The organism is Sphaerisporangium flaviroseum (assembly GCF_039537005.1).
Taxonomy (GTDB): Bacteria; Actinomycetota; Actinomycetes; order Streptosporangiales; family Streptosporangiaceae; genus Sphaerisporangium; species Sphaerisporangium flaviroseum.
The window spans coordinates 69135-87545 of the sequence record NZ_BAAAZR010000039.1 but is presented as its reverse complement, the minus strand read 5'-3'; the positions used below and the strand labels follow the sequence as shown (position 1 = coordinate 87545).

The 18411-nt window shown below is 71.5% G+C and carries 14 protein-coding genes; 9 read left to right on the top strand and 5 right to left on the bottom strand.

The window, feature by feature from the left end; all coding sequences use genetic code 11:
* Nucleotides 1-35 precede the first annotated feature (35 nt).
* The 3 genes from ABD810_RS33805 (at nucleotide 36) to ABD810_RS33795 (ending at nucleotide 2545) form a co-directional block, all read left to right on the top strand.
* On the top strand, nucleotides 36-518 hold the full coding sequence (locus ABD810_RS33805) for a cation:proton antiporter regulatory subunit (RefSeq protein ID WP_344950320.1): 483 nt from the start codon (nucleotides 36-38) through the stop codon (nucleotides 516-518).
* Nucleotides 519-524: 6 nt separating this feature from the next.
* Nucleotides 525-1682: a cation:proton antiporter gene (locus tag ABD810_RS33800; RefSeq protein ID WP_344950318.1), complete on the top strand. Its 1158-nt coding sequence runs from the start codon at nucleotides 525-527 to the stop codon at nucleotides 1680-1682.
* A 140-nt stretch (nucleotides 1683-1822) separates the two neighbouring features.
* Nucleotides 1823-2545 carry a VOC family protein gene (locus ABD810_RS33795; RefSeq protein WP_344950315.1) on the top strand — a complete coding sequence of 241 codons (723 nt, stop codon included), beginning with the start codon at nucleotides 1823-1825 and terminating at the stop codon, nucleotides 2543-2545.
* 13 nt (nucleotides 2546-2558) lie between these two features.
* Here the strand turns inward: ABD810_RS33795 and ABD810_RS33790 are convergent, their stop codons facing one another.
* From ABD810_RS33790 to ABD810_RS33780, 3 genes are all read right to left on the bottom strand, one after another.
* The gene (locus ABD810_RS33790; RefSeq protein ID WP_344950311.1) at nucleotides 2559-7397 is read right to left on the bottom strand and encodes a caspase, EACC1-associated type; all 4839 of its coding nucleotides are present in this window, start codon (nucleotides 7395-7397) and stop codon (nucleotides 2559-2561) included.
* Complete coding sequence (locus tag ABD810_RS33785) at nucleotides 7394-8035, bottom strand: effector-associated constant component EACC1 (RefSeq protein ID WP_344950308.1); 642 nt, start codon at nucleotides 8033-8035, stop codon at nucleotides 7394-7396. Before ABD810_RS33785 ends, ABD810_RS33790 begins: the two co-directional genes overlap by 4 nt.
* Nucleotides 8036-8198: 163 nt before the next feature.
* Nucleotides 8199-11345 carry an AfsR/SARP family transcriptional regulator gene (locus tag ABD810_RS33780; protein WP_486387630.1) on the bottom strand — a complete coding sequence of 1049 codons (3147 nt, stop codon included), beginning with the start codon at nucleotides 11343-11345 and terminating at the stop codon, nucleotides 8199-8201.
* 211 nt (nucleotides 11346-11556) lie between these two features.
* Here ABD810_RS33780 and ABD810_RS33775 point away from each other — a divergent pair, with 211 nt between their 5' ends.
* Complete coding sequence (locus tag ABD810_RS33775; RefSeq protein ID WP_344950302.1) at nucleotides 11557-12756, top strand: cytochrome P450; 1200 nt, start codon at nucleotides 11557-11559, stop codon at nucleotides 12754-12756.
* A 67-nt stretch (nucleotides 12757-12823) separates the two neighbouring features.
* Here the strand turns inward: ABD810_RS33775 and ABD810_RS33770 are convergent, their stop codons facing one another.
* Nucleotides 12824-13285, bottom strand: coding sequence for a MarR family winged helix-turn-helix transcriptional regulator (locus ABD810_RS33770; protein WP_344950300.1), 462 nt, complete (start codon nucleotides 13283-13285; stop codon nucleotides 12824-12826).
* A gap of 77 nt (nucleotides 13286-13362) precedes the next feature.
* Here ABD810_RS33770 and ABD810_RS33765 point away from each other — a divergent pair, with 77 nt between their 5' ends.
* The 4 genes from ABD810_RS33765 to ABD810_RS33750 are packed head-to-tail and all read left to right on the top strand — an operon-like array spanning nucleotide 13363 to nucleotide 16352.
* Nucleotides 13363-13776, top strand: coding sequence for an organic hydroperoxide resistance protein (locus tag ABD810_RS33765; protein WP_344950351.1), 414 nt, complete (start codon nucleotides 13363-13365; stop codon nucleotides 13774-13776).
* Between the two features lie 60 nt (nucleotides 13777-13836).
* On the top strand, nucleotides 13837-14766 hold the full coding sequence (locus ABD810_RS33760; protein WP_344950297.1) for an ABC transporter ATP-binding protein: 930 nt from the start codon (nucleotides 13837-13839) through the stop codon (nucleotides 14764-14766).
* Nucleotides 14766-15545 (top strand): ABC transporter permease, encoded by a 780-nt coding sequence (locus ABD810_RS33755; protein WP_344950294.1) that lies wholly within the window; start codon nucleotides 14766-14768, stop codon nucleotides 15543-15545. Before ABD810_RS33760 ends, ABD810_RS33755 begins: the two co-directional genes overlap by 1 nt.
* A gap of 6 nt (nucleotides 15546-15551) precedes the next feature.
* Nucleotides 15552-16352 (top strand): ABC transporter permease, encoded by an 801-nt coding sequence (locus tag ABD810_RS33750; protein ID WP_344950291.1) that lies wholly within the window; start codon nucleotides 15552-15554, stop codon nucleotides 16350-16352.
* A 44-nt stretch (nucleotides 16353-16396) separates the two neighbouring features.
* Here the strand turns inward: ABD810_RS33750 and ABD810_RS33745 are convergent, their stop codons facing one another.
* The gene (locus ABD810_RS33745; RefSeq protein WP_344950288.1) at nucleotides 16397-16717 is read right to left on the bottom strand and encodes a DUF952 domain-containing protein; all 321 of its coding nucleotides are present in this window, start codon (nucleotides 16715-16717) and stop codon (nucleotides 16397-16399) included.
* 337 nt (nucleotides 16718-17054) lie between these two features.
* Here ABD810_RS33745 and ABD810_RS33740 point away from each other — a divergent pair, with 337 nt between their 5' ends.
* Nucleotides 17055-18260, top strand: a complete 1206-nt coding sequence (locus ABD810_RS33740; protein WP_344950283.1) for an MFS transporter — start codon at nucleotides 17055-17057, stop codon at nucleotides 18258-18260.
* The last annotated feature ends 151 nt before the right edge of the window (nucleotides 18261-18411 follow it).

Below are 18411 nucleotides of genomic sequence, written 5' to 3'. Positions count from 1 at the left end.
GGGCGCGACCGGACGACCGAAGGGGGGCGGGCCTGGTGGAGATCGAACAGACCGCGCTGCCGGGCATAGGGCTCAAGCACGAGTTCACCACCCACGCCGGCCGCAGGATCGCGGTGGTCTCCCACCGCACGGGCCGCCGCGACCTGGTCATCTACGACCGGCACGACCCCGACCGGGCTTGTGAGGCCATCCAGCTCAACGACGAGGAAGCCGACGCGCTGGTGGAGCTGCTCGGCGCTCCTCGCATCGTCCAGCGGCTCAACGCCCTGCACCGCGAAGTCGAGGGGCTGGTCAGCGTCCAGCTGCCCATCCTGGAGGGCTCGCCCTACGCCGACCGGCCGATGGGGGACGCCCGCGTGCGCACCAGGACCGGCGCCTCGATCGTGGCCGTGGTGCGGGGCGGGCAGGTCCACGCCAGCCCCACCCCCGACTTCCCGCTCGCCAGCGGGGACGTGGTGGTCGTGGTGGGCAGTCCCGAGAGCACCACCGCCGTCGCCGACATCCTGTCCAACGGATAGGCCGGCGTGCACACGGCGATACTCTTCATCGAACTCGGCGGCATCGTACTGGCCCTCGGCGTGCTCGGAGCGCTGGCACTGCGAGGGGGCATCTCCCCCATCCCGCTGTATCTGATCGCCGGGCTGGCCTTCGGCCAGGGCGGCATCCTGCCCCTCGCCACCAGCGGGGAGTTCATCTCCGTCGGCGCCGAGCTCGGCGTGGTGCTGCTGCTGCTGACCCTCGGCCTTGAGTACAACGCCGACGAGCTGGTGACCAGCCTGCGCGGCAACGCCCGCGGCGGCCTGGTGGACCTGGTGCTCAACGCGGCACCAGGGGTGATCGTCGCCTTGGTGCTCGACTGGGGGCCGGTCGCGGCGGTGGCGATGGCCGGGGTGACCTACGCGACCTCCTCCGGCATCACCGCCAAGGTGCTGTCCGATCTTGGGTGGATCGGCAACCGCGAGACCCCGGTCGTGCTGTCGCTGCTGGTCTTCGAAGACCTGACGATGGCGCTGTACCTGCCGGTCCTGACCGCGATCCTGGCCGGGGTCAGCCTGATCGGCGGGGCCGTCAGCGTGGCCATCGCGCTGGCCGCGGTCAGCGTCGTGCTGCTGGTCGCGCTGCGCTACGGCCGCATCATCGAGAAGTTCGTCGCCAGCCCCAACTCCGAGGTGCTGTTGCTGAAGGTCGTGGGCCTGGCGCTGCTGGTGGCCGGAGTGGCACAGCAGTTGCAGGTGTCGGCCGCGGTGGGCGCCTTCCTGGTGGGCATCGCGCTGTCGGGCGAGCTGGCCCACGAGGCGCGCACCCTGCTGATCCCGCTGCGCGACCTGTTCGCCGCGGTGTTCTTCGTCTTCTTCGGGCTGCAGACCGACCCCGCCGCGATCTTGCCGATGGCCCCGGTGGCGGTCCTGCTGGCCGTGGTCAGCATGGCCACCAAGCTGGGCACCGGCGTGTACGCCGCGCGGCGCGCCGGGGTCGGCAGGGCCGGGCAGGCCCGGGCGGGCATCGCGCTGATCCCGCGCGGGGAGTTCAACATCGTCATCGCGGGGCTGGCGGTGGCGGCCGGAGCGCATCCCGATCTGGGGCCGCTGGCCGCGGGGTACGTGCTGATCCTGGCCGCGTTCGGGCCGCTGGCGGCCCGGCTGCTGCAACCGCTCATCACCGCCGTCGCCCGGCGGGCGTGACCGGCGCCCACCAGGGCTGCCGGGCGGAGCCCGAAATGCGTTGGCGTCACGATCCTCCAGCGGGCTAGCGTTGGCCTTCGTCCTGCGCGGCGGGAGGTGCCCTGTCTGCGCCTTTGAGTCGACACTTTGGAGATGCGGGAATGACCTGTCAGCTCGTCGCGCTCTGCTTCGATGCGAACGACCCGCCGCGTCTGGCGCGCTTCTGGGCCGGAGTCCTGGGCTGGGAGATGGCCGACGACGCTCACGATGGCATCACGCTGCTGCCCAACGACGACACCGGGTTCCGGATCCGATTCCTTGCCACCGAGGAGAAGAAGACCGGCCCGAACCAGATCCACTTCGATCTGACGAGCACCTCCGTTGAGGACCAGCGGCAGACGGTGGCCAGGGCGCTCGAACTGGGTGGGCGGCACATCGACATCGGGCAACTGCCGGAAGAGCGTCATGTGGTGCTCGCCGACCCCGAAGGCAACGAGTTCTGCGTCATCGAGTGGGACAACAAGTTCCTCGCCGACTGCGGTTTCATCGGAGCGCTTTCGTCCGACGGTTCGCAGCAGGTCGGGTACTTCTGGAGCCAGGCGCTGGGCTGGCCGCTGGTCTGGGACCAGGACGAGGAGACCGCCATCCGCTCGCCGCACGGCGGCCCGAAGGTCACCTGGGGCGGCCCGCCGGTGGCGCCGAAGACCGGGAAGAACAGACTGCACTTCGACCTCGCCCCACCTGCGCATGGTGATCAGCAGGCGGAGGTCGACCGTCTCATCTCCCTCGGCGCCACTCGCATCGACATCGGCCGGCACGAGGACGGTCAGGTGACGATGGCCGATCCCGACGGCAATGAGTTCTGTGTGCTGACCCCCCGATAGCGTGACCGAGCGGTCACCAGGGCGTGGCCGTCGCCGGGCGCGGCAGGGGCCCGGTGGTCTTGACGCCGTCCGGACGCCAGACGTAGCAGAACGCCTGGCCCCCCCGGTTCCGGCGCTCGAAGTAGCCCCAGTACAGCGTGGGCGGGCCTGATCCCTCCTCCGAGGGCGTCCGTACCCCGGGGAACAGGCGATGCACTTGGGAGTGACAGCCGCCCTGTTCGTTCGCCCCGTCGGCGACGACCTCGAAGGTGTGCGGGGCGGAGCAGTCCAGCCGCAGCACCCGCCGCTGGTCCGGGCCACGCTCGAAGCAGTCGCCGATGCGCAGCAGGTCCACCTCGACCGGTGTCGGCGTGGTCGCCGTGGGGTCGGGCGTGGCGTAGGCGGGGGTCACCGGGCCGGGGATGGGCGAGGTGGGGCGCACGGCCTGCTCCTCGTCGGCCGGCGGCCCGCAGGGCGGGCTGTAGGTCCGTCCGGGCACGTACTGGCCCCACTCCGGCTCGCTGATGGGGGCGCCGAAGGACGCGCAGAGCCGGGCGACGAGCCGTTCGGGCGCGGTGGGGTACAGGGAGACCTTCCCGTCGGAGGCGGCCGCCAGCAGTCCGCCGGGCCCGAACGCCACGGCGGTGGCCTCGCCGTCGTGGGCGTCGAGGGTCGCCACCAGGTGCGGCGCGGCGGGCGTGCTCACGTCCCACACGCGGGTCTGGTCCACCCCGGCCGCCGCCAGCAGCCTGCCGTCCCGGCTGAACGCCACCTCGTTCACCCAGTCCTGGTGGTCCTGCACGCCGACGAGCGGCCGGTGGGAACGCGGCCGGGACAGGTCCCACAGCTGGAGCCGCCGCTCGTCGGACTCGAAGTCCAGCGGGTTGCCCCCGGAGGCGGCGAGGATGTGGCCGCCCGGGCGGAACGCGAGCGTCGACACCTCATCGCCGGGCGCGCGGAAGCGGGCGAGCGGCTCGGGGTGGCGGGGGTCGGTGATCCGGTACACCCGGATGTCCGCCCTCTGGTCGCCCACGGCGAGCAGAGCGCCGTCGTCGCTGATGGCGACCGCTCTGCTGGGCGTGATGGGGTCCCCCGGGAGGCGGGCCAGCAGTGGAGGTTCGCCGTCCTTCGCCGGCGAGGCCAGGTCCCATAGCGCCGGGGTACCGCCGCTGGTGGCCAGGACGCGGCCGTCCGGGCTGACCGCGGTCCACCAGACCACGCTGCCGGGGTCGGGGGTGAACTCGGTGAGCCGGCGCATCTCCCCCTGCGGGCTCACGGCCGAGACGACCACGTCGGCGTCCTTGCCCGCGGTGACGAGCAGGCGGCCGTCGGGGGTGAAGGCGGCGCTGTTGACCCAGCTGCCGTGCTCGTCCAGGGTCTGCCGCAGGACCGGGCGCCGCGGATCGGCGACCGACCAGACGTGGGTGGTCCCGTCCATCGCGGCCGCCACCAGCGTGCGGCCGTCCGGGCTGAAGGTCACGTCCAGCAGGTCGTCCTGGCCGGTGGTCTCCCGCGGGTCCTTTCCCGGTGTGGGGAACGAGGCGAGGGCCCCGGGGTTGGTGAGGTCCGCGGCGTCCCAGAGCCGGACGGTGCCGTCCAAGGAGGCGGAGAAGTACCCTGCGCCGCCCGGCAGCAGGCCGACGTCGGCGACCGCGTCGGTATGGCCGGACACGACGCGCACCTGCCGGGCCGCGCCGGGGTCCCGGACGTCCCATACCCCGAGCGTGGAGTCCTGGGAGGCGGACAGCAGCAGGGCGCCGTCCGGGCTGAAGACCAGCCCGTTCACCGAGTTGGTGTGCCCGTTCAGGGTGCGGCGCGGGAGAGGACGCTCGGGAGCGGAGATGTCCCACAGCCGGACCGTGTCGACGCCGCCGACGTAGCCATCGATGTTGGAGTCCCCGGTCGCGAGCAGCCGCCCGTCCGGGCTGAAGGCCAGGCCGCTCATCCCGTAGGCGCCGTAGTAGATCTTCGCCAGCCTCCGGGGCGCGCGTGGCCGGGAGACGTCGATCAGGGTGGCGGCCCCGCCCTCGGCCGCGGCCAGCATGCTGCCGTCGCCGTTGAAGAGCAGCCTCTCCGCGGGGCCCTGGCCGCGGGCGACCGACAGGGACAGCCGCCGCGGACGCACGGGGTCGGCGACGTCCCACAGGGCCAACCCTCGGTAGCCGTCGTCCCGGCTGTCGCAGATGGCGAGGATCCGGCGGTCGGGGCTGAGCGCCATCGTCTGGACGGCACGGAACTCCTCGTCGGCCCTGCCCATGACGTCGGTCAGGTCCACGGTGATCGACGGCCGGTCGGGGTCGGACACGTCCCACAGCAGCACGATGCCGTCCCGGGTGGCGGTGAGCAGGCCACGGCCGCCGAGCACGAACTCGGTGAACTTCAGGGCGCCGGGCCCGGGGTTCACCTTCCCGCGCGCCGTCCGGCGGGGCAGGTCCCAGAGCAGCACGGTCCCGCTGCCCAGGGCCATGAGCCGCCCGTCCGGGCGGAAGGCCGTCTGGTAGACCTTCTGCTGCGAGTCGACCACCGCGGGCGCGCTCTGGAGCGCGAACAGCGCGGCGTACGCCTCCGGGGTCGGGGAGATCCGGTAGGCGGTGAGCGCGAGCTGCCTGGCCAGGTTCGGCCGCCGCTCGGCCAGGGCGACCGCCGTCCGCCCCAGCCTCCCGGAGTCGGCGACGTCGCGCTGCTCCACCGCGACCCGGGCCGCCAGCACGGCCTCGCCGCGCTGCCGGAACGCGATCACGCTGGTGGCCGCGACCAGCACGCTCACGACGGCCAGCGCCGCCAGCAGGCGCCGCAGGCGGCGGGTGACCCGCCGCTCGGCCAGGTCCAGCCGCTCACGGTGCTCCAGCCCGGCGTCCAGGAAAGCGGCGACCAGAGGCGGAACGTCGTCGCGTGACCGGGCGAGCGCCACCGCCCCGTCCAGGATCGCGCCCTGGTAGACCGCGCGGTCTTTGGTGTCCGGGTCGGCGGCCTGCCAGGCGGCGGAGTCGACCTCGAGTTGCCCGCGCCGGCGGATCCAGTCGCGGTTCAGCGCGATCACCTCGGCGAGCAGCGGCCAGCTCCCGGTGAGCGAGTCGTGGACGATCGAGACGTTCCGGTCGCCGTCCACGCTCAGCAGGCGGGCGTCGGTGAGGACCTTGAGCGCCTGCCGGGCCGCCGCCGCGTCGGCCTCCGCATCGAGCAACCGCGCCAGCGGGACCGGCCGGCAGATCACCAGCTCGTCGTGCGGGCTGACCACCAGGGCGAGCAGCATGCGCCGCGCCGCGGGCCGCAGCGGCCCGGTCAGCGCGGCGTCCGCCTCCTCGGCCGCCTTGCGCAGGGCGCCGTCGATGCCGCCGGACTCCTCGTACGCCTTGACGGTGAGCACCCGGTCGGCCCGGTGCGCCCAGGTGACGGTCAGCGCGTACGACAACTGCGGCAGGGCGGGGACGCGCCCGCCGCGCAGGAGCAGCGTGACCAGGCCGTCCTGCAGGTCCAGCCCCGCCGCCCGCGCGGGACCCCGGATCGCCTCCCGCAGCTGCGGCTCCGCCATGGGGCGCAGGTAGTACGGCCGGTCGTCGAGCAGGTCGGCCAGCGCGGGGAAGGCCAGGCAGTGCCCGGTGAAGTCCGGGCGGACCGCGAGGACGACACGGACGCGCCCCGGCTCGGCGGGGAGCACGGCCGCGACGAACGCCTCCCGCTCCGCCTCCGGCGCCGAGAACACGGCCTCGAACTGGTCGACGACGAGCAACGCCCGGCCGTCGTCGCCGAGGACCGGCTCCAGCGACCGGCGCACCGCCCCGGCCGGGTCGGCGTCCAGGGCCGCCCGCACGTCGGCGTCGTCGGCGCGGGTCGCCCGGGCGATGGCGCGGGCGAGCGCGTCCAGGGGGACGGCGCCCGGCTCGACGAGGATGTCCACCACGGCCCGGCCGCCGATCCCCCGCTGCCGCACGGCGGGGATCAGACCGGCGCGCAGCAGCGACGACTTGCCGAAGCCGGAAGGGCCGATCAGCATGAACGGGCGGTCGTCCCGGTGCAGCCGGTCGGCCAGCTCCTCCACGTCCTTGCCCCGGCCATGGAAGTAGCGGGCCATGTCGGTGCCGTAGGGCGCCATGCCCGGGTAGGGGCAGGCTGTGTCGGCCACCTCGTCCGGCTCGCCGGTCGGTCCTCCGGGCATCTGCGGTGCCCGATAGGCCGGGTTGTAGGCGACCAGGAGGTTCTGCGCCGAGTCGCCGGACCGATGGTGCGGGCGCACCTCCAGCGTGCGGTCCAGGTGCCGGAAGAGATCGTCCAGCTTCAACGCGTACGGGCCGGTGGGGGTGCCGTCCCGCAACAGATCGATCAGCCGGCCGGTGAAGGCGGTGTGACGGGCGCCGGGCGGCGCGAGCGCGAACTCCGTGGGCCCCGCCGAGGCCAGCAGGTAGTGCGCGCCGCCGCGCAGCGCGGCATGGCCGGAGAAGCAGCAGTCCAGGATGACCACGGTCGAGGCCACCGCGTTCTCGGCGAGGGCACCGGCCACGTCGTCGAAGTCCAGCCAGCGCTCACGCAGGTGGTAGGTCCGCTGGTCGGACTTGGCGGTGCCGAGGTAGAAGCGGTCGGAGGTGAGGTTGCCGTGCCCGGCGAAGTACAGCAGGAAGACGGTAGTGGCACGCCGGCTGACCTCGGAGATGGCGGAGAACAGCTTCTCTGGTCCGTCCGGGTTCAGCAGCTTGGTGATCGACGCCTCCGCGACGCCGCACCGGGCGACCAGCGTCTCGTGCAGATCCTCGACCGTGGTCTCCACGGCGGGGACGTCCGGCAGGTAACGCCGGTCCGCGGCCGGGTACCTGCTCACGCCCACCAGCAGGACCTGGACGCCAGGGCCTGACAGGTCGGTCGGCGCCCAGGACGTCACCCCCGGCCGCCCGGCCGCCGCGCTCCCTGCCCGCCATCTCCGCCCGGCGCCCCGTCGGCGTCCGTGCCGGAAGCACTCTCGGCGTCCATGCCCAGAGCACCGTCGACGTCCATGCCCAGAGCACCGTCGACGTCCATGCCCAGAGCACCGTCGACGTCCATGCTCAGAGCGTCCGTGCCCGGAGCGCCATCAGCGTCCGTGTCCGGAGCGCCGCCCAGGACCTGGCGCTCGGCGGGTGCCGTTTCGTCCGGGCCGGTGGGCGGCGGGGACGGCTCGCCGCCGTCGAGGGCGGCGGCGAGCCGGTCGACGTACGCGGCCATGCGCGCGCCGTCCATGTCGCCGAGGTCGGTGGCGGAGATGGTGAGCTTGGCTCCGTCGGCTCGGACCACCTCGATCGACACGTCCGGGCGGCGCCGGCGCAGCCAGGTGACGAGCACGGCGGCCAGGCTGGTCACCGCGCCCGCCGGGCCGAGCGCCACCAGCAGCACGTCGACGACGGGCGACAGGACGCCCTCCGGCGGCGGCGCCGGCACGGCCTCCACCCGGCCGCGCGACTCCCGTTCGCCTGCCAGCCGTCTGCGCAGGTCGTCGAGGTCCCCGGCCGGGTCGTCCGACCGGACCGCGATCCGCACAGCCATGACCCCACCCATCCCTCTCAGTGACCCCGCGCCCCGATTCACCAGGCGTGGGCGCCCGCGCTAGTTCGACGCCCGTTCACCGCCCGGCGTTGTCACGGCGCCGGTCACCGGCCGCCTGCGCCGGGACCGCCGGTCGGCGCGGACCTGTAGGCGCGCGTGTCGTTCACGAACCGAGGGTGATCTCGGCCAGCTCACGCCAATCGCGCCGCTGACCGGCACGGGTCGCCTCGGCGAACACGGTCTCACCGAGGCGATCGCGCGTGTCCGCGGCGATCCTGGAGACGTCCGGCTGCGAACGATCCGGCGTACCGCGCACGCCCTCGCTCGCCGCGAGCAATCGCACGGCCTGCTCGTACTGTCCCTGGCGCAGCGCGAGATCGGCGATCCCGATCAACACCTCGGCGATCCCGGGTGGATACGCGTACCTTGTCACCACGCGGAACGCCTCGGTCCAATGCGCGCGGGCCTTCTCGAGATCCTCGGCGAGGTAGCCGTACATGTCCATGGCCTTGGCGCGGACCCAGTCGCCTACCTCCGTGTTGTCCAGCATCGCCCGCACCGTGGCCAGGTGCTGGTGTGCCTCGTCCGGCTCGCCGCGCCAGCGCGCCAGCTGCGCCTTCGAAAGCGCCAGCTCGGCGAGCGTGTCCGGCCAGGCGACTTCGTCCGCGCACCGCTGCGCTTCGGCCATGGCGGCCGTGCTGAATCGCTCGTCGCCGAGCAGCCAGTACAGCTGAGCCTGCCGCGCCCGCAGGCCGACCACGTCCTCGGTCGCACCTACCTCGGTCAGCGCCGCGACCGCCTCTTCGTAGTGCTCACACGCGCGTGCGAACTCGCCGCGCATGGCGAGCCGATCGGCCACGAAGGTCAGCGCCGACGAGATCCCCCACCGGTCACCCACCGTGCGGAACTCGGCAAGGGCGATTTTGGCGTCGATGTCCACATCGGTCTCGTCGCCGCCGAGCGTGAGCCGCAATCGGCCACGACTGAGCCTGGCCTGCGCGCGCACCCATGGATCATCGTCGTCGGCGATGAGCGGGTCGAACGCGGACAGGAACTCCGTCGCCCCCTGCAGCATCCGCTCCAGCGGCACGACGAACCCGAGCATCGGGTGGCGATACCCGCTGCGCTGGGACAACCGGTGTGCCTCCTGGATCCACTCCCGCGCCATATACTGATCGCCGCCGGGCCCGGAGGTCACGAACACCGTCACGATGATGTACGCCATCGCCCGCACCTCATCGGACACCTCACCGTGCAGCGAGGCCGCCGCGATGCTCAGCTCGGTGCCCTCGGCCCTGTGCCCACTGAGGTACCAGTACCAGCCCACGGCCCCGACCAGCCGCATCGCCTCCTGTGCCCATCCCTCGGCGATCGCCCCGCGCAGGGCCGCGCTGATGTTGTCGTGCTCGGTCTCGAGCGTGGACAGCCATTCCAGCTGCTCGGCCCGGCGCAGGTGCGGATCGGCCGTCTCGGCCAGCTCGGTGAAGTAGGCAAGGTGCGCCCGGCGCGCCGGCTCGCTCTCCCCGGCCTCGGCGAGCCGGTGTGCCGCGTATTCCCTGATGGTGTCGAGCATCCGGTAGCGCGGCGCGCCCTGGCCGTCGGCGAGCAGCAGCGACTTCTCGATCAACGCGGTCAGCACGTCGAGCACCTGCTCGCCGGCGAACACCTCGTCCCCGCACACCCGTTCGGCCGCTTCCAGGCTCGCCCCGCCGGAGAACACCGACAGCCGCCGCAGCACGCCGCGTTCGGCCGCGGTCAACAGATCCCAGCTCCAGTCGACGACCGCGCGCAGCGTCTTGTGCCGGGGAAGCGCCGTACGGCTGCCGCTGGTCAGCAGACGGAATCGGTCATCGAGCCGATGCGCCAGCTGGTCGATGGACATGGTGCGCAGCCGTGCCGCGGCCAGTTCGATCGCCAGCGGCACCCCGTCGAGCGCCCGGCAGATCCGCGCCATGGCCGAGAGGGTCAGCGCGTCAGAGCCGATGTCCTTGCGCACCAGATCGGCGCGGTCCCGCAGCAGCCGCACCGCGGGTGAGGACCCGACCTGGGAGGGGTCCGCTCCCTTGGCGGGCAGCGCGAGTGGCTCGACCTGCCACAGCACCTCCCCGGTGATACCGAGTGGTTCCCTGCTCGTGGCCACGATCCGCAGGCTGCGGCACTCCCCCAGAAGCCGGTCGGCGAAGGCCGCGGCCGCCTCGATCACGTGCTCGCAGTTGTCCAGGATCAGCAAGATCGCGCGCTCCCTGACCGCGGCGATGAGCCGATCCATCGGCTCCCCACCCCGCGCACCACCGAGCAATGCCTGATCACGCAGGCCGATCGCGGTAAGGGCGGCCTGCGCCAGCTCACCGCCCGCCCGCACCGAGGCCAGTTCGATCAGCCACGCCCCATCAGGCAGCTCGGCGAGCATCGTCCGCGCTGTCTCCGTGGCCAGCCTTGTCTTGCCCGAGCCACCCGGCCCCGTCAAGGTGACCAGCCGGTGTTTGATGGCCAGACCGGCGACCGCGGAGATGTCATCGTCCTTGCCCACGAAACTCGTCAGCTCGGCGCGCAGGTTCGTCCGGTGGTTCTCCGCCCGCTCCCCCAGCTCGCCCCGCAGCAACGCGGTGTGCAGTGCGGAGAGCTCGGCCGACGGATCGGCGCCCAACTCCTCAGCGAGCCGCTCGCGTGTCCGCTGGTACACGGTCAAGGCCTCGGTCCCACGCCCCGCCTCGGCGAGCGCCCGCATCAGGGCCGCCACGAACCCCTCCCGCAGCGGATACGTGGCGACCAGCTCGGTCAGCTCGGAGACCAGCTCCGAGCCCCGGCCGAGGCGGATATCGGCATCCACCCGATCCCCGAGCGCGGCAACGTATAGCTCGTCCAGACGCGCGACCGCGGCGTCGAACGCGTCGCTGTCTCGCAGCGCGATGTCGGCCATGGCCGTACCGCGCCACAATGCCAGGGCCGAGCGCAGCAGATCGGCCCGCTCCGCAGGCTCGGCGGCGCGAGCCTGACCGACCAGGTGCTCGAACCGGCACACGTCCACGGCGTCAGGAGCCACGGCCAGCCGGTACCCGCCGGAATCCGCCTCGATCACACCGTCCGGCAGCGCCCTGCGCAACCGGGACACCAACGCCTGCAAGGCGTTCACTTCGTCCGCGGGCGGCCGTTGTCCCCAGATCCAGTCGACCAGCCTCACGCGCGAGACGATCCGGCCGGGTTCGAGGGCGAGTGCGGCCAGCAGCGCGCGCAGCCGAATGCCAGGAACCTCCACCACGGCCCCATCGCGGTTCCGGATCTCGAACGGTCCAAGCAGTTCAACTCTCACCTCAGTCATTGTGCCGAACGGTGGCGCGGTCCCGAGCCGGTTGCCGGGCTGGTCGGCCCGCTTGATGCGGTGTGGTGTCAGCGGCCGTGTCAGCACGGCGACGGCCCGGTATCAGCGCGGTCGGCGATGGTGGCTGAATGCGACGCCGCTTCCGAGCCGCGGAAGACACGTACTATCGCGATTAGAGCCTCGGGCGATGAGAGGAACGACCATGGAATACACCGTCACCACACTGCCGGCCGCACGTCAGCCCGGCTGTCCCTTTGACCCGCCCAAGGAGCTGATCCAGGCCCGCGAGCACGGCCCCATCAGCCGGTACCCCTTCCCCGACGGACACCAGGGCTGGCTGATCACCGGATACGACCTGCTCCGGTCGGTCCTGGCCGACTCGCGGTTCAGCTCCCGCAAGGAGTTCATGCGTCACCACCCGACCATCGACTTCGGCGAGATCGAGGTCCCTCCGGCGCCGCCCGGCGAGTTCCTCCTCATGGACGAACCACAGCACGGGCGCTATCGCAAACCGCTGGTGGGCAAGTTCACCGTCCGGCGGATGCGACAGCTCACCGAGCGCGTCGAGCAGATCACCGCCGACCACCTGGACGCCATGGAGAAGGCCGGGCCGCCGACCGACCTGGTGACCGCGTTCGCCAAGCCCGTCCCCGCCATCGTGATCTGTGAGCTGCTGGGGGTGCCGTACGAGGACCGGGGCTCCTTCCAGGAGCACATCGACAAGTTCCTCGGCGGGGAGACAAGCGACGAGGACATGATCGCGGCCTACACCGCGACCCAGCAGTACCTCGCGGAGCTGGTGGCCGCCAAGCGCGCGAACCCCGCCGACGACGTGCTCAGCGACCTCATGGACAGCGATCTGACCGATGAGGAGCTGCGGGGAATGAGCCTGATTCTGCTGTCGGCCGGGTTCGACACCACCGCGAACATGCTGGCGCTGGGCACCTTCGCGTTGCTGCGGAACCCGGAGCAGCTCGCCGCGCTGCGCGCCGACCCCGGGCTCACCGACAAGGCCGTGGAGGAGCTGCTGCGGTATCTGAGCGTCGCCAAGACGTTCATGAGGACGGCGCTGGAGGACGTCGAGCTGGACGGCCACACCATCAAGGCCGGTACGATGGTCATCCTGTCGTACAACACCGCCAACCGCGACCCCGAGCGCTTCGCCGATCCCCACGTGCTCGACCTCGGGAGGCAGGACGGCGGGCACCTGGCCTTCGGCCACGGCATCCACCAGTGCCTGGGTCAGCAGCTGGCCCGCGTCGAGATGCGGGTCGCCTTCCCCGCGCTGGTCAACCGCTTCCCCACGCTGCGCCTGGCCGTACCGGCTGACGAGGTCCCCCTGCGCCCGGAGACCGCGGACATCTACGGGGTCAAGAGCCTGCCGGTCACCTGGGACGTGTGACCGCGCGCCACTGACCGATGAGGTCGCGTACGGCCCTGTGGGTGGTGGTGGATTTGCGCCGGTCGCGCTAGATGGCGGCCTCCGCGTCCAGGGCGGTGGTCACCCGGGCGAGCACCTGCCGCAGGTGGGTGAGCTCGCTCTCGTCCAGTCCGGTGGCGGCGAAGACGCGCTCGGGCACCTTGCGGGCGCGGGCGCGCAGGGCCGCGCCGGCGGGCGTGAGGCGTACGTGCAGTGACCGCTCGTCGCGGGTGTCGCGGTCGCGGCGCACCAGCCCCGCCGCCTCCAGGCGCTTGAGCAGGGGCGACAGCGTGCCGGAGTCCAGCCGCAGGGCCTGGCCGAGCCGCTTGAGGGTCAGCGGCGGGTCGCCGGCGGCCGGCTGGTGCTCCCACAGCACCAGCATCACCAGGTACTGGGGGTAGGTGAGGCCGAGCTCGGCCAGCTCGCGCCGGTAGACCCCGTCCAGCGCCCGGGAAGTGGCGTGCACGGCGAAGCAGACCTGGCGGTCCAGGCGCAGCAGCTCGTCCTTCATGTCCAGCAGTCTACAACTTGACTGCGCACAATTATATTGTGCACAATCAGTTGGCCGCCGACAGAAAGGGCAAGCTCATGAGCGCGCTGTACACCGCGATCGCCACCGCCTCGGGCCGGGAGGGACGCGCCGTGTCCTCCGACGGACTGCTGGACGTCACGCTGGCCCCGCCCAAGGCCCTCGGCGGCAGCGGTGAGGGCACCAACCCCGAGCAGCTGTTCGCCGCCGGATACGCCGCCTGCTTCGCCAGCGCGCTCACCCTGGTGGCCCGGCGGATGAAGCACGACGTGTCACAGGCGTCGGTGACCGCCGAGGTCGGGCTGGTGGCCGGCGAGGACCGGGCGTTCGGGCTCACCGTCACGCTGCGCGTGGAGCTGCCCGAGGAACTGCAGGGCGAGCCCGGCCGGGCACTGGTCGAGGCCGCACACCAGGTCTGCCCCTACTCCAACGCCACCCGGGGCAACATCCCCGTCGAGCTCGTCGTGGAGTAGCCCGCCGCCCGGCGTAAAACCGGTTGCGAGGATGTCGGTCGGGTTCGTTAGGGTCGCCTCGTGCCTGAGCAACCTTTGATTCACGCCCGTGGCCTGGTGAAACGCTTCGGCGACTTCACCGCCGTGGACGGCATCGACATCGATGTCGCCCCCGGCGAGGCGTTCGGCTTCCTCGGCCCCAACGGCGCCGGCAAATCCTCCACGATGCGCATGATCAGTTGCGTGTCGCTGCCCACCGAGGGCGAGCTGCGCATCCTGGGCATGGATCCCGCAAGCGACGGCGCCCAGATCCGCGGACGGCTCGGCGTCTGCCCGCAGCTGGACAACCTCGACCCCGACCTCAGCGTGCGCGAGAACCTCACCACCTACGCCCGCTACTTCGGCATCAGCCGCCCAGACGCACGCCGCAGGGCCGATGAGCTGCTGGAGTTCGTGCAGCTGGCCGACCGGGCCGGCAGCCAGGTCGAACCGCTGTCGGGCGGCATGAAACGCCGGCTCACCATCGCCAGGGCCTTGGTGAACGACCCCGAGATCATCCTGCTCGACGAGCCCACCACCGGCCTTGACCCGCAGGCCCGCCACCTGCTGTGGGAGCGGCTGTTCCAGCTCAAGCGACGAGGCACCACGCTGGTGCTCACCACCCACTACATGGACGAGGCCGAGCAGCTGTGCGACCGGCTGGTGGTCATGGACGGCGGGCGCATCGTCGCCGAGGGGTCCCCGCGCTCGCTGATCGAGACCTACTCCACCCCCGAGGTGGTCGAGCTGCGCTTCGGAGACGAGCGCCTGGCCGACCTGGCGGGCAAGCTCGCCGGCATCGGCCAGCGCGTCGACCCGCTGCCCGACCGGATCCTGGTGTACACCACCGATGGCGACGCGGCCACCACCGAGGTCCACCGGCGCGGGCTCGCCCCCTCCAGCGTGCTGGTGCGCCGCTCCACCCTGGAGGATGTGTTCCTGCACCTCACCGGCCGGACGTTGGTCGACTGATGGCCCTGACGACACAGGTCACCGCGAGCTCGACGCTGGCGGTGCTGGAGCGCAGCCTCCTGCTGTACCGCCGGCTGTGGCGGGCCTCGGCGTTCTCCTCCTTCCTGCTGCCGGTGCTGTTCCTCATCAGCATCGGCATCGGGCTCGGCGGCCACGTGGGCGACATCGCCGGCGTGCACTACCTGTCGTGGATCGTCCCCGGCGTGCTCGCCTCGACCGCGTTCCAGATGTCGGTGGGCGAGTGCACCTATCCCGTGCTCGGCGACTTCAAGTGGGTCCGGGCCTACCACGCGATGCGCGCCACCCCCGTCGAGGTCGGCGACATGGTCTGCGGCTGGCTGCTGTACATCCTGATCCGCGTCCAGATCGCCGTGGTGGTGTTCCTCGCCATCACCGCGCTGTTCGGCGCCCTGCACTCGCCCTGGGCCCTGGTCACACCGCTGGTGTGCGCGCTGGTGGCGCTCGCGGTGGCCGCGCCGACGATGGCCTTCTCCGCGAGCATCGAGCAAGACAGCTACTTCGCGATGCTGTTCCGCTTCGTGGTCATCCCCTCCACGCTGTTCGCCGGGGTGTTCTTCCCGGTCGAACAGCTGCCTGTGCTCGCCCGGCCGCTGGCCTACGTGTCCCCGCTGTGGCACGGGGTCGAGCTGAACCGGGCGGCGACGCTGGGCACCGCGCCCCCCTGGCCGATCGCCGCGCACCTGGCCTACCTGCTGGTCTTCGCCGCGGTGGGCGTGACCTTGGCCGTGCATGCCTTCCGCAAGCGACTTCAGGACTGACGACACATGATGACCACGATGATCGCCGCCCGGGTCTCCCCCGGCCGGGTGGGCGCGGTGATCAGCCGCAACCTCGGGGCGCTGCGCTCGGGCCCCGCATACTGGCTGGTGCTGGTCTCGGGCTTCTTCGAGCCGCTGCTCTACCTGCTGTCCATCGGCGTCGGCGTCGGCGCCCTGGTCGGTGACATGCGGGTGGGCGACCGGTCGCTGCCGTACGCCACCTTCGTGGCCCCGGCGATGCTCGCGGTGGCGGCGATGTCGGGCGCGCTGGCCGAGACCACCTACAACTTCTTCTTCAAGATGAAATACCAGAAGACCTTCGACGCGATCCTGGCCACACCGGTGCGCCCCTTCGAGATCGCGCTCGGAGAGCTGAGCTGGGCCATGATCCGGGGTTCCCTCTACACCGGGGTCTTCGTGATCATCATGGTCGCGCTAGGTCTCGCCTCGCCGCTGTGGGCGCTGGCGGCGTTCCCGGCCACCATGCTGGTGGGGCTGGCCTTCGGGTCGATCGGCATGGCCGTCAGCACGCTGATGCGCGGCTGGCAGGACTTCGACCTGCTGGCCACCGGCCAGTTCGCCCTGTTCCTGTTCTCCGGCACCTTCTCCCCGGTCGGCGACTATCCCGTGGCGATCGAGGTGCTCATCCAGGCGACGCCGCTGTACCACGCGGTGGAGCTCGTACGGGGCCTGGCCATCGGCGCCCCAAGCTGGGGCCTGCTCGTGCACACCGCCTACCTTGGGGCGATGGTCCTGGCCGGGCTGCTGTTCGCCGCCGGGCGCCTGCAGCGCGTGCTGTGCGTGTGAGGGCGCCCCTGCCTGCCTGCGCCGGAGCGGCGGGTGCGCGGCGGTCACGGCGTGAACGGCGTCACCGCCACCACGGCCTCCACCGGCAGCGGGCCGTAGATGTGCGGGAAGGCCTCCTGCGCGCCCGGGGGAACCTCGAAGACCACCGGGCATCCCAGGAGGGCCTCCTCGAGGGTCAGCACGACCAGCGGCTCGGTCACACCGGTGTAGTACCGCCCGGCGACGCCGCGCAGCTGGTCCATGCCGGCGCACGCGTGGATGAACCCCTCCTGTGCCAGGGTCCGCCCCAGGGTGGACACCTGATACTCGCCGGCGCTCACCGCGGCGGCCCAGTCGTCGGCCAGCGAGAGATGAAGGAGTCTCACCCGCCCCAGCGTAGAGCGGGTGCCACCGGAATACGGCAGAAACGGGCCGCGTCCCTGATCGCTGGAAATCGCCGGATCGCGCTGGCTGATGGCGGTTTCCGATGGCACCCGAGGCACACGCGATGAGTTCGCCCAGCTCAGCGGTGGTGCTCAGGGACCGTTGAGGGATCGATCGCCGATCGCCGGACGTCGGTGATCGTGCACGGCCAGTATTGATCCGGATTCGTGGGGTTTGCGGCTGCTTGGCTGCCCGCTTCGTGAGTCCTGCCAACCCATGTCACCGTGATCAACCGGTGGACGCGGTTCGGCCCAAGAGAGTTTCGGAGCATCCCAGTCCATGACCGATACGTTCACGACGAAGGCCACCTATGGCCAGGTCTTCGCGGTCACACAGTTCCGTGCCCTATTCGCAGGTCGGCTGCTTGGCGTCATGTCGGACACGCTGCGGTCCGTCGCGCTGGCGGTGCTGGTGTTCAGCCAGACCAACTCTCCGTTGTTGACGGCGGTGGCGTTCACGATCGGCTTCCTCCCCCAAGCCGCAGGCGGCCTGTTGCTCGCCGCGATGGCGGACCGGTTCTCGCCGCGGACCCTCATCACCACGGGCTACGCTCTCCAGTGCGCGGTCGGGCTGCTGCTCGCGTTCGGACACCTCCCGGTCGCGGTCAGCCTGCTCCTCGTCGCGGCCGTGGCCTGCCTGACACCGGTCACCACCGGGGCCGCGGGCCGGGTCCTGGCGGAGGTCCTCACCGGCGATACCTACGTGCTTGGGCGTTCGCTGTCCTACCTCGTCGCGGTTGGGGCGCAGTTGGTGGGCATGGCCGCTGGTGGGGCGCTGATCGCGTGGCTGGGCGTGGAGCGGACGATGCTGGTCACCGCAGGGGCGCACCTGCTCGCCTTGGTGATCAGCCGCCTGTTCCTGCCGCGCACCGAGGCGGTCCGCACGGGCGGGTCGATCGTGCGTAAGACCTTGCAAGGTAACGCCGCGCTCGTCGCCGCCCCCGGGGTCACCAAGCTGATCATGGTCCAGTGCCTGCCCGCCGCGTACTTGGCCGCAGCAGGAAGCCTGCTCATCCCGTACTCCGCGCAGCGTGCGTTCAGCCCGACGGAGACCGGCCTGCTATTGGCGGCCACGTCGGTCGGCATGCTCATCGGCGACATCGTGGTTGGGCGAGCGTTCGCGCCTGCCACCCGAGAACGACTGGTCCTGCCACTGCTGCTGATCATGGGCACGCCCTCGATCGCGCTCATCGTGGACCTGCCGTATCCGGCGATCGCCGCGGTGTACGTGATCACCGGCGTTGGATCCGCCTACCTGCTCGGCCTGCAGCGACGCTTCCTGGAGGCGGTCCCGTCCGACCTCCAGGGACAGGGTTTCGCGCTGCTCAACACCACCACCATGACCATCCAGGGGGTCGGGCCCCTGGTCTTCGGCGTGTTCGCGGAATTCCTCCCGGTCGGCCTCGCGATCGCCCTGACCGGGGTGAGCAGCGTGATCACCACACTCCTCCTGCGCGACGCGATCCGCCTGCGCACGTCGGCCTGAGGCTGTCCCGAGAGCCTGCGTACTGTGGCCGGCCCAGGCGAAATCACGACCTACTCGCAGAGCAATGGCATCTTGCTAAGTCGGCATGAAACTTCGCGGATGTCGGTGAGGTTCCGCACTGTGGAGGCAGGAGTGACAACGAGCTGCCCCA

What these genes read in the sequence shown, in the direction of transcription:
- ABD810_RS33785 (WP_344950308.1), bottom strand. Translation starts at nt 8,035, where the DNA reads ATGGCTGTGCGGATCGCGGTCCGGTCGGACGACCCGGCCGGGGACCTC.
- ABD810_RS33755 (WP_344950294.1), top strand. Translation starts at nt 14,766, where the DNA reads ATGGCCCTGACGACACAGGTCACCGCGAGCTCGACGCTGGCGGTGCTG.
- ABD810_RS33750 (WP_344950291.1), top strand. Translation starts at nt 15,552, where the DNA reads ATGATGACCACGATGATCGCCGCCCGGGTCTCCCCCGGCCGGGTGGGC.
- ABD810_RS33770 (WP_344950300.1), bottom strand. Translation starts at nt 13,285, where the DNA reads ATGAAGGACGAGCTGCTGCGCCTGGACCGCCAGGTCTGCTTCGCCGTG.
- ABD810_RS33775 (WP_344950302.1), top strand. Translation starts at nt 11,557, where the DNA reads ATGGAATACACCGTCACCACACTGCCGGCCGCACGTCAGCCCGGCTGT.
- ABD810_RS33795 (WP_344950315.1), top strand. Translation starts at nt 1,823, where the DNA reads ATGACCTGTCAGCTCGTCGCGCTCTGCTTCGATGCGAACGACCCGCCG.
- ABD810_RS33765 (WP_344950351.1), top strand. Translation starts at nt 13,363, where the DNA reads ATGAGCGCGCTGTACACCGCGATCGCCACCGCCTCGGGCCGGGAGGGA.
- ABD810_RS33740 (WP_344950283.1), top strand. Translation starts at nt 17,055, where the DNA reads ATGACCGATACGTTCACGACGAAGGCCACCTATGGCCAGGTCTTCGCG.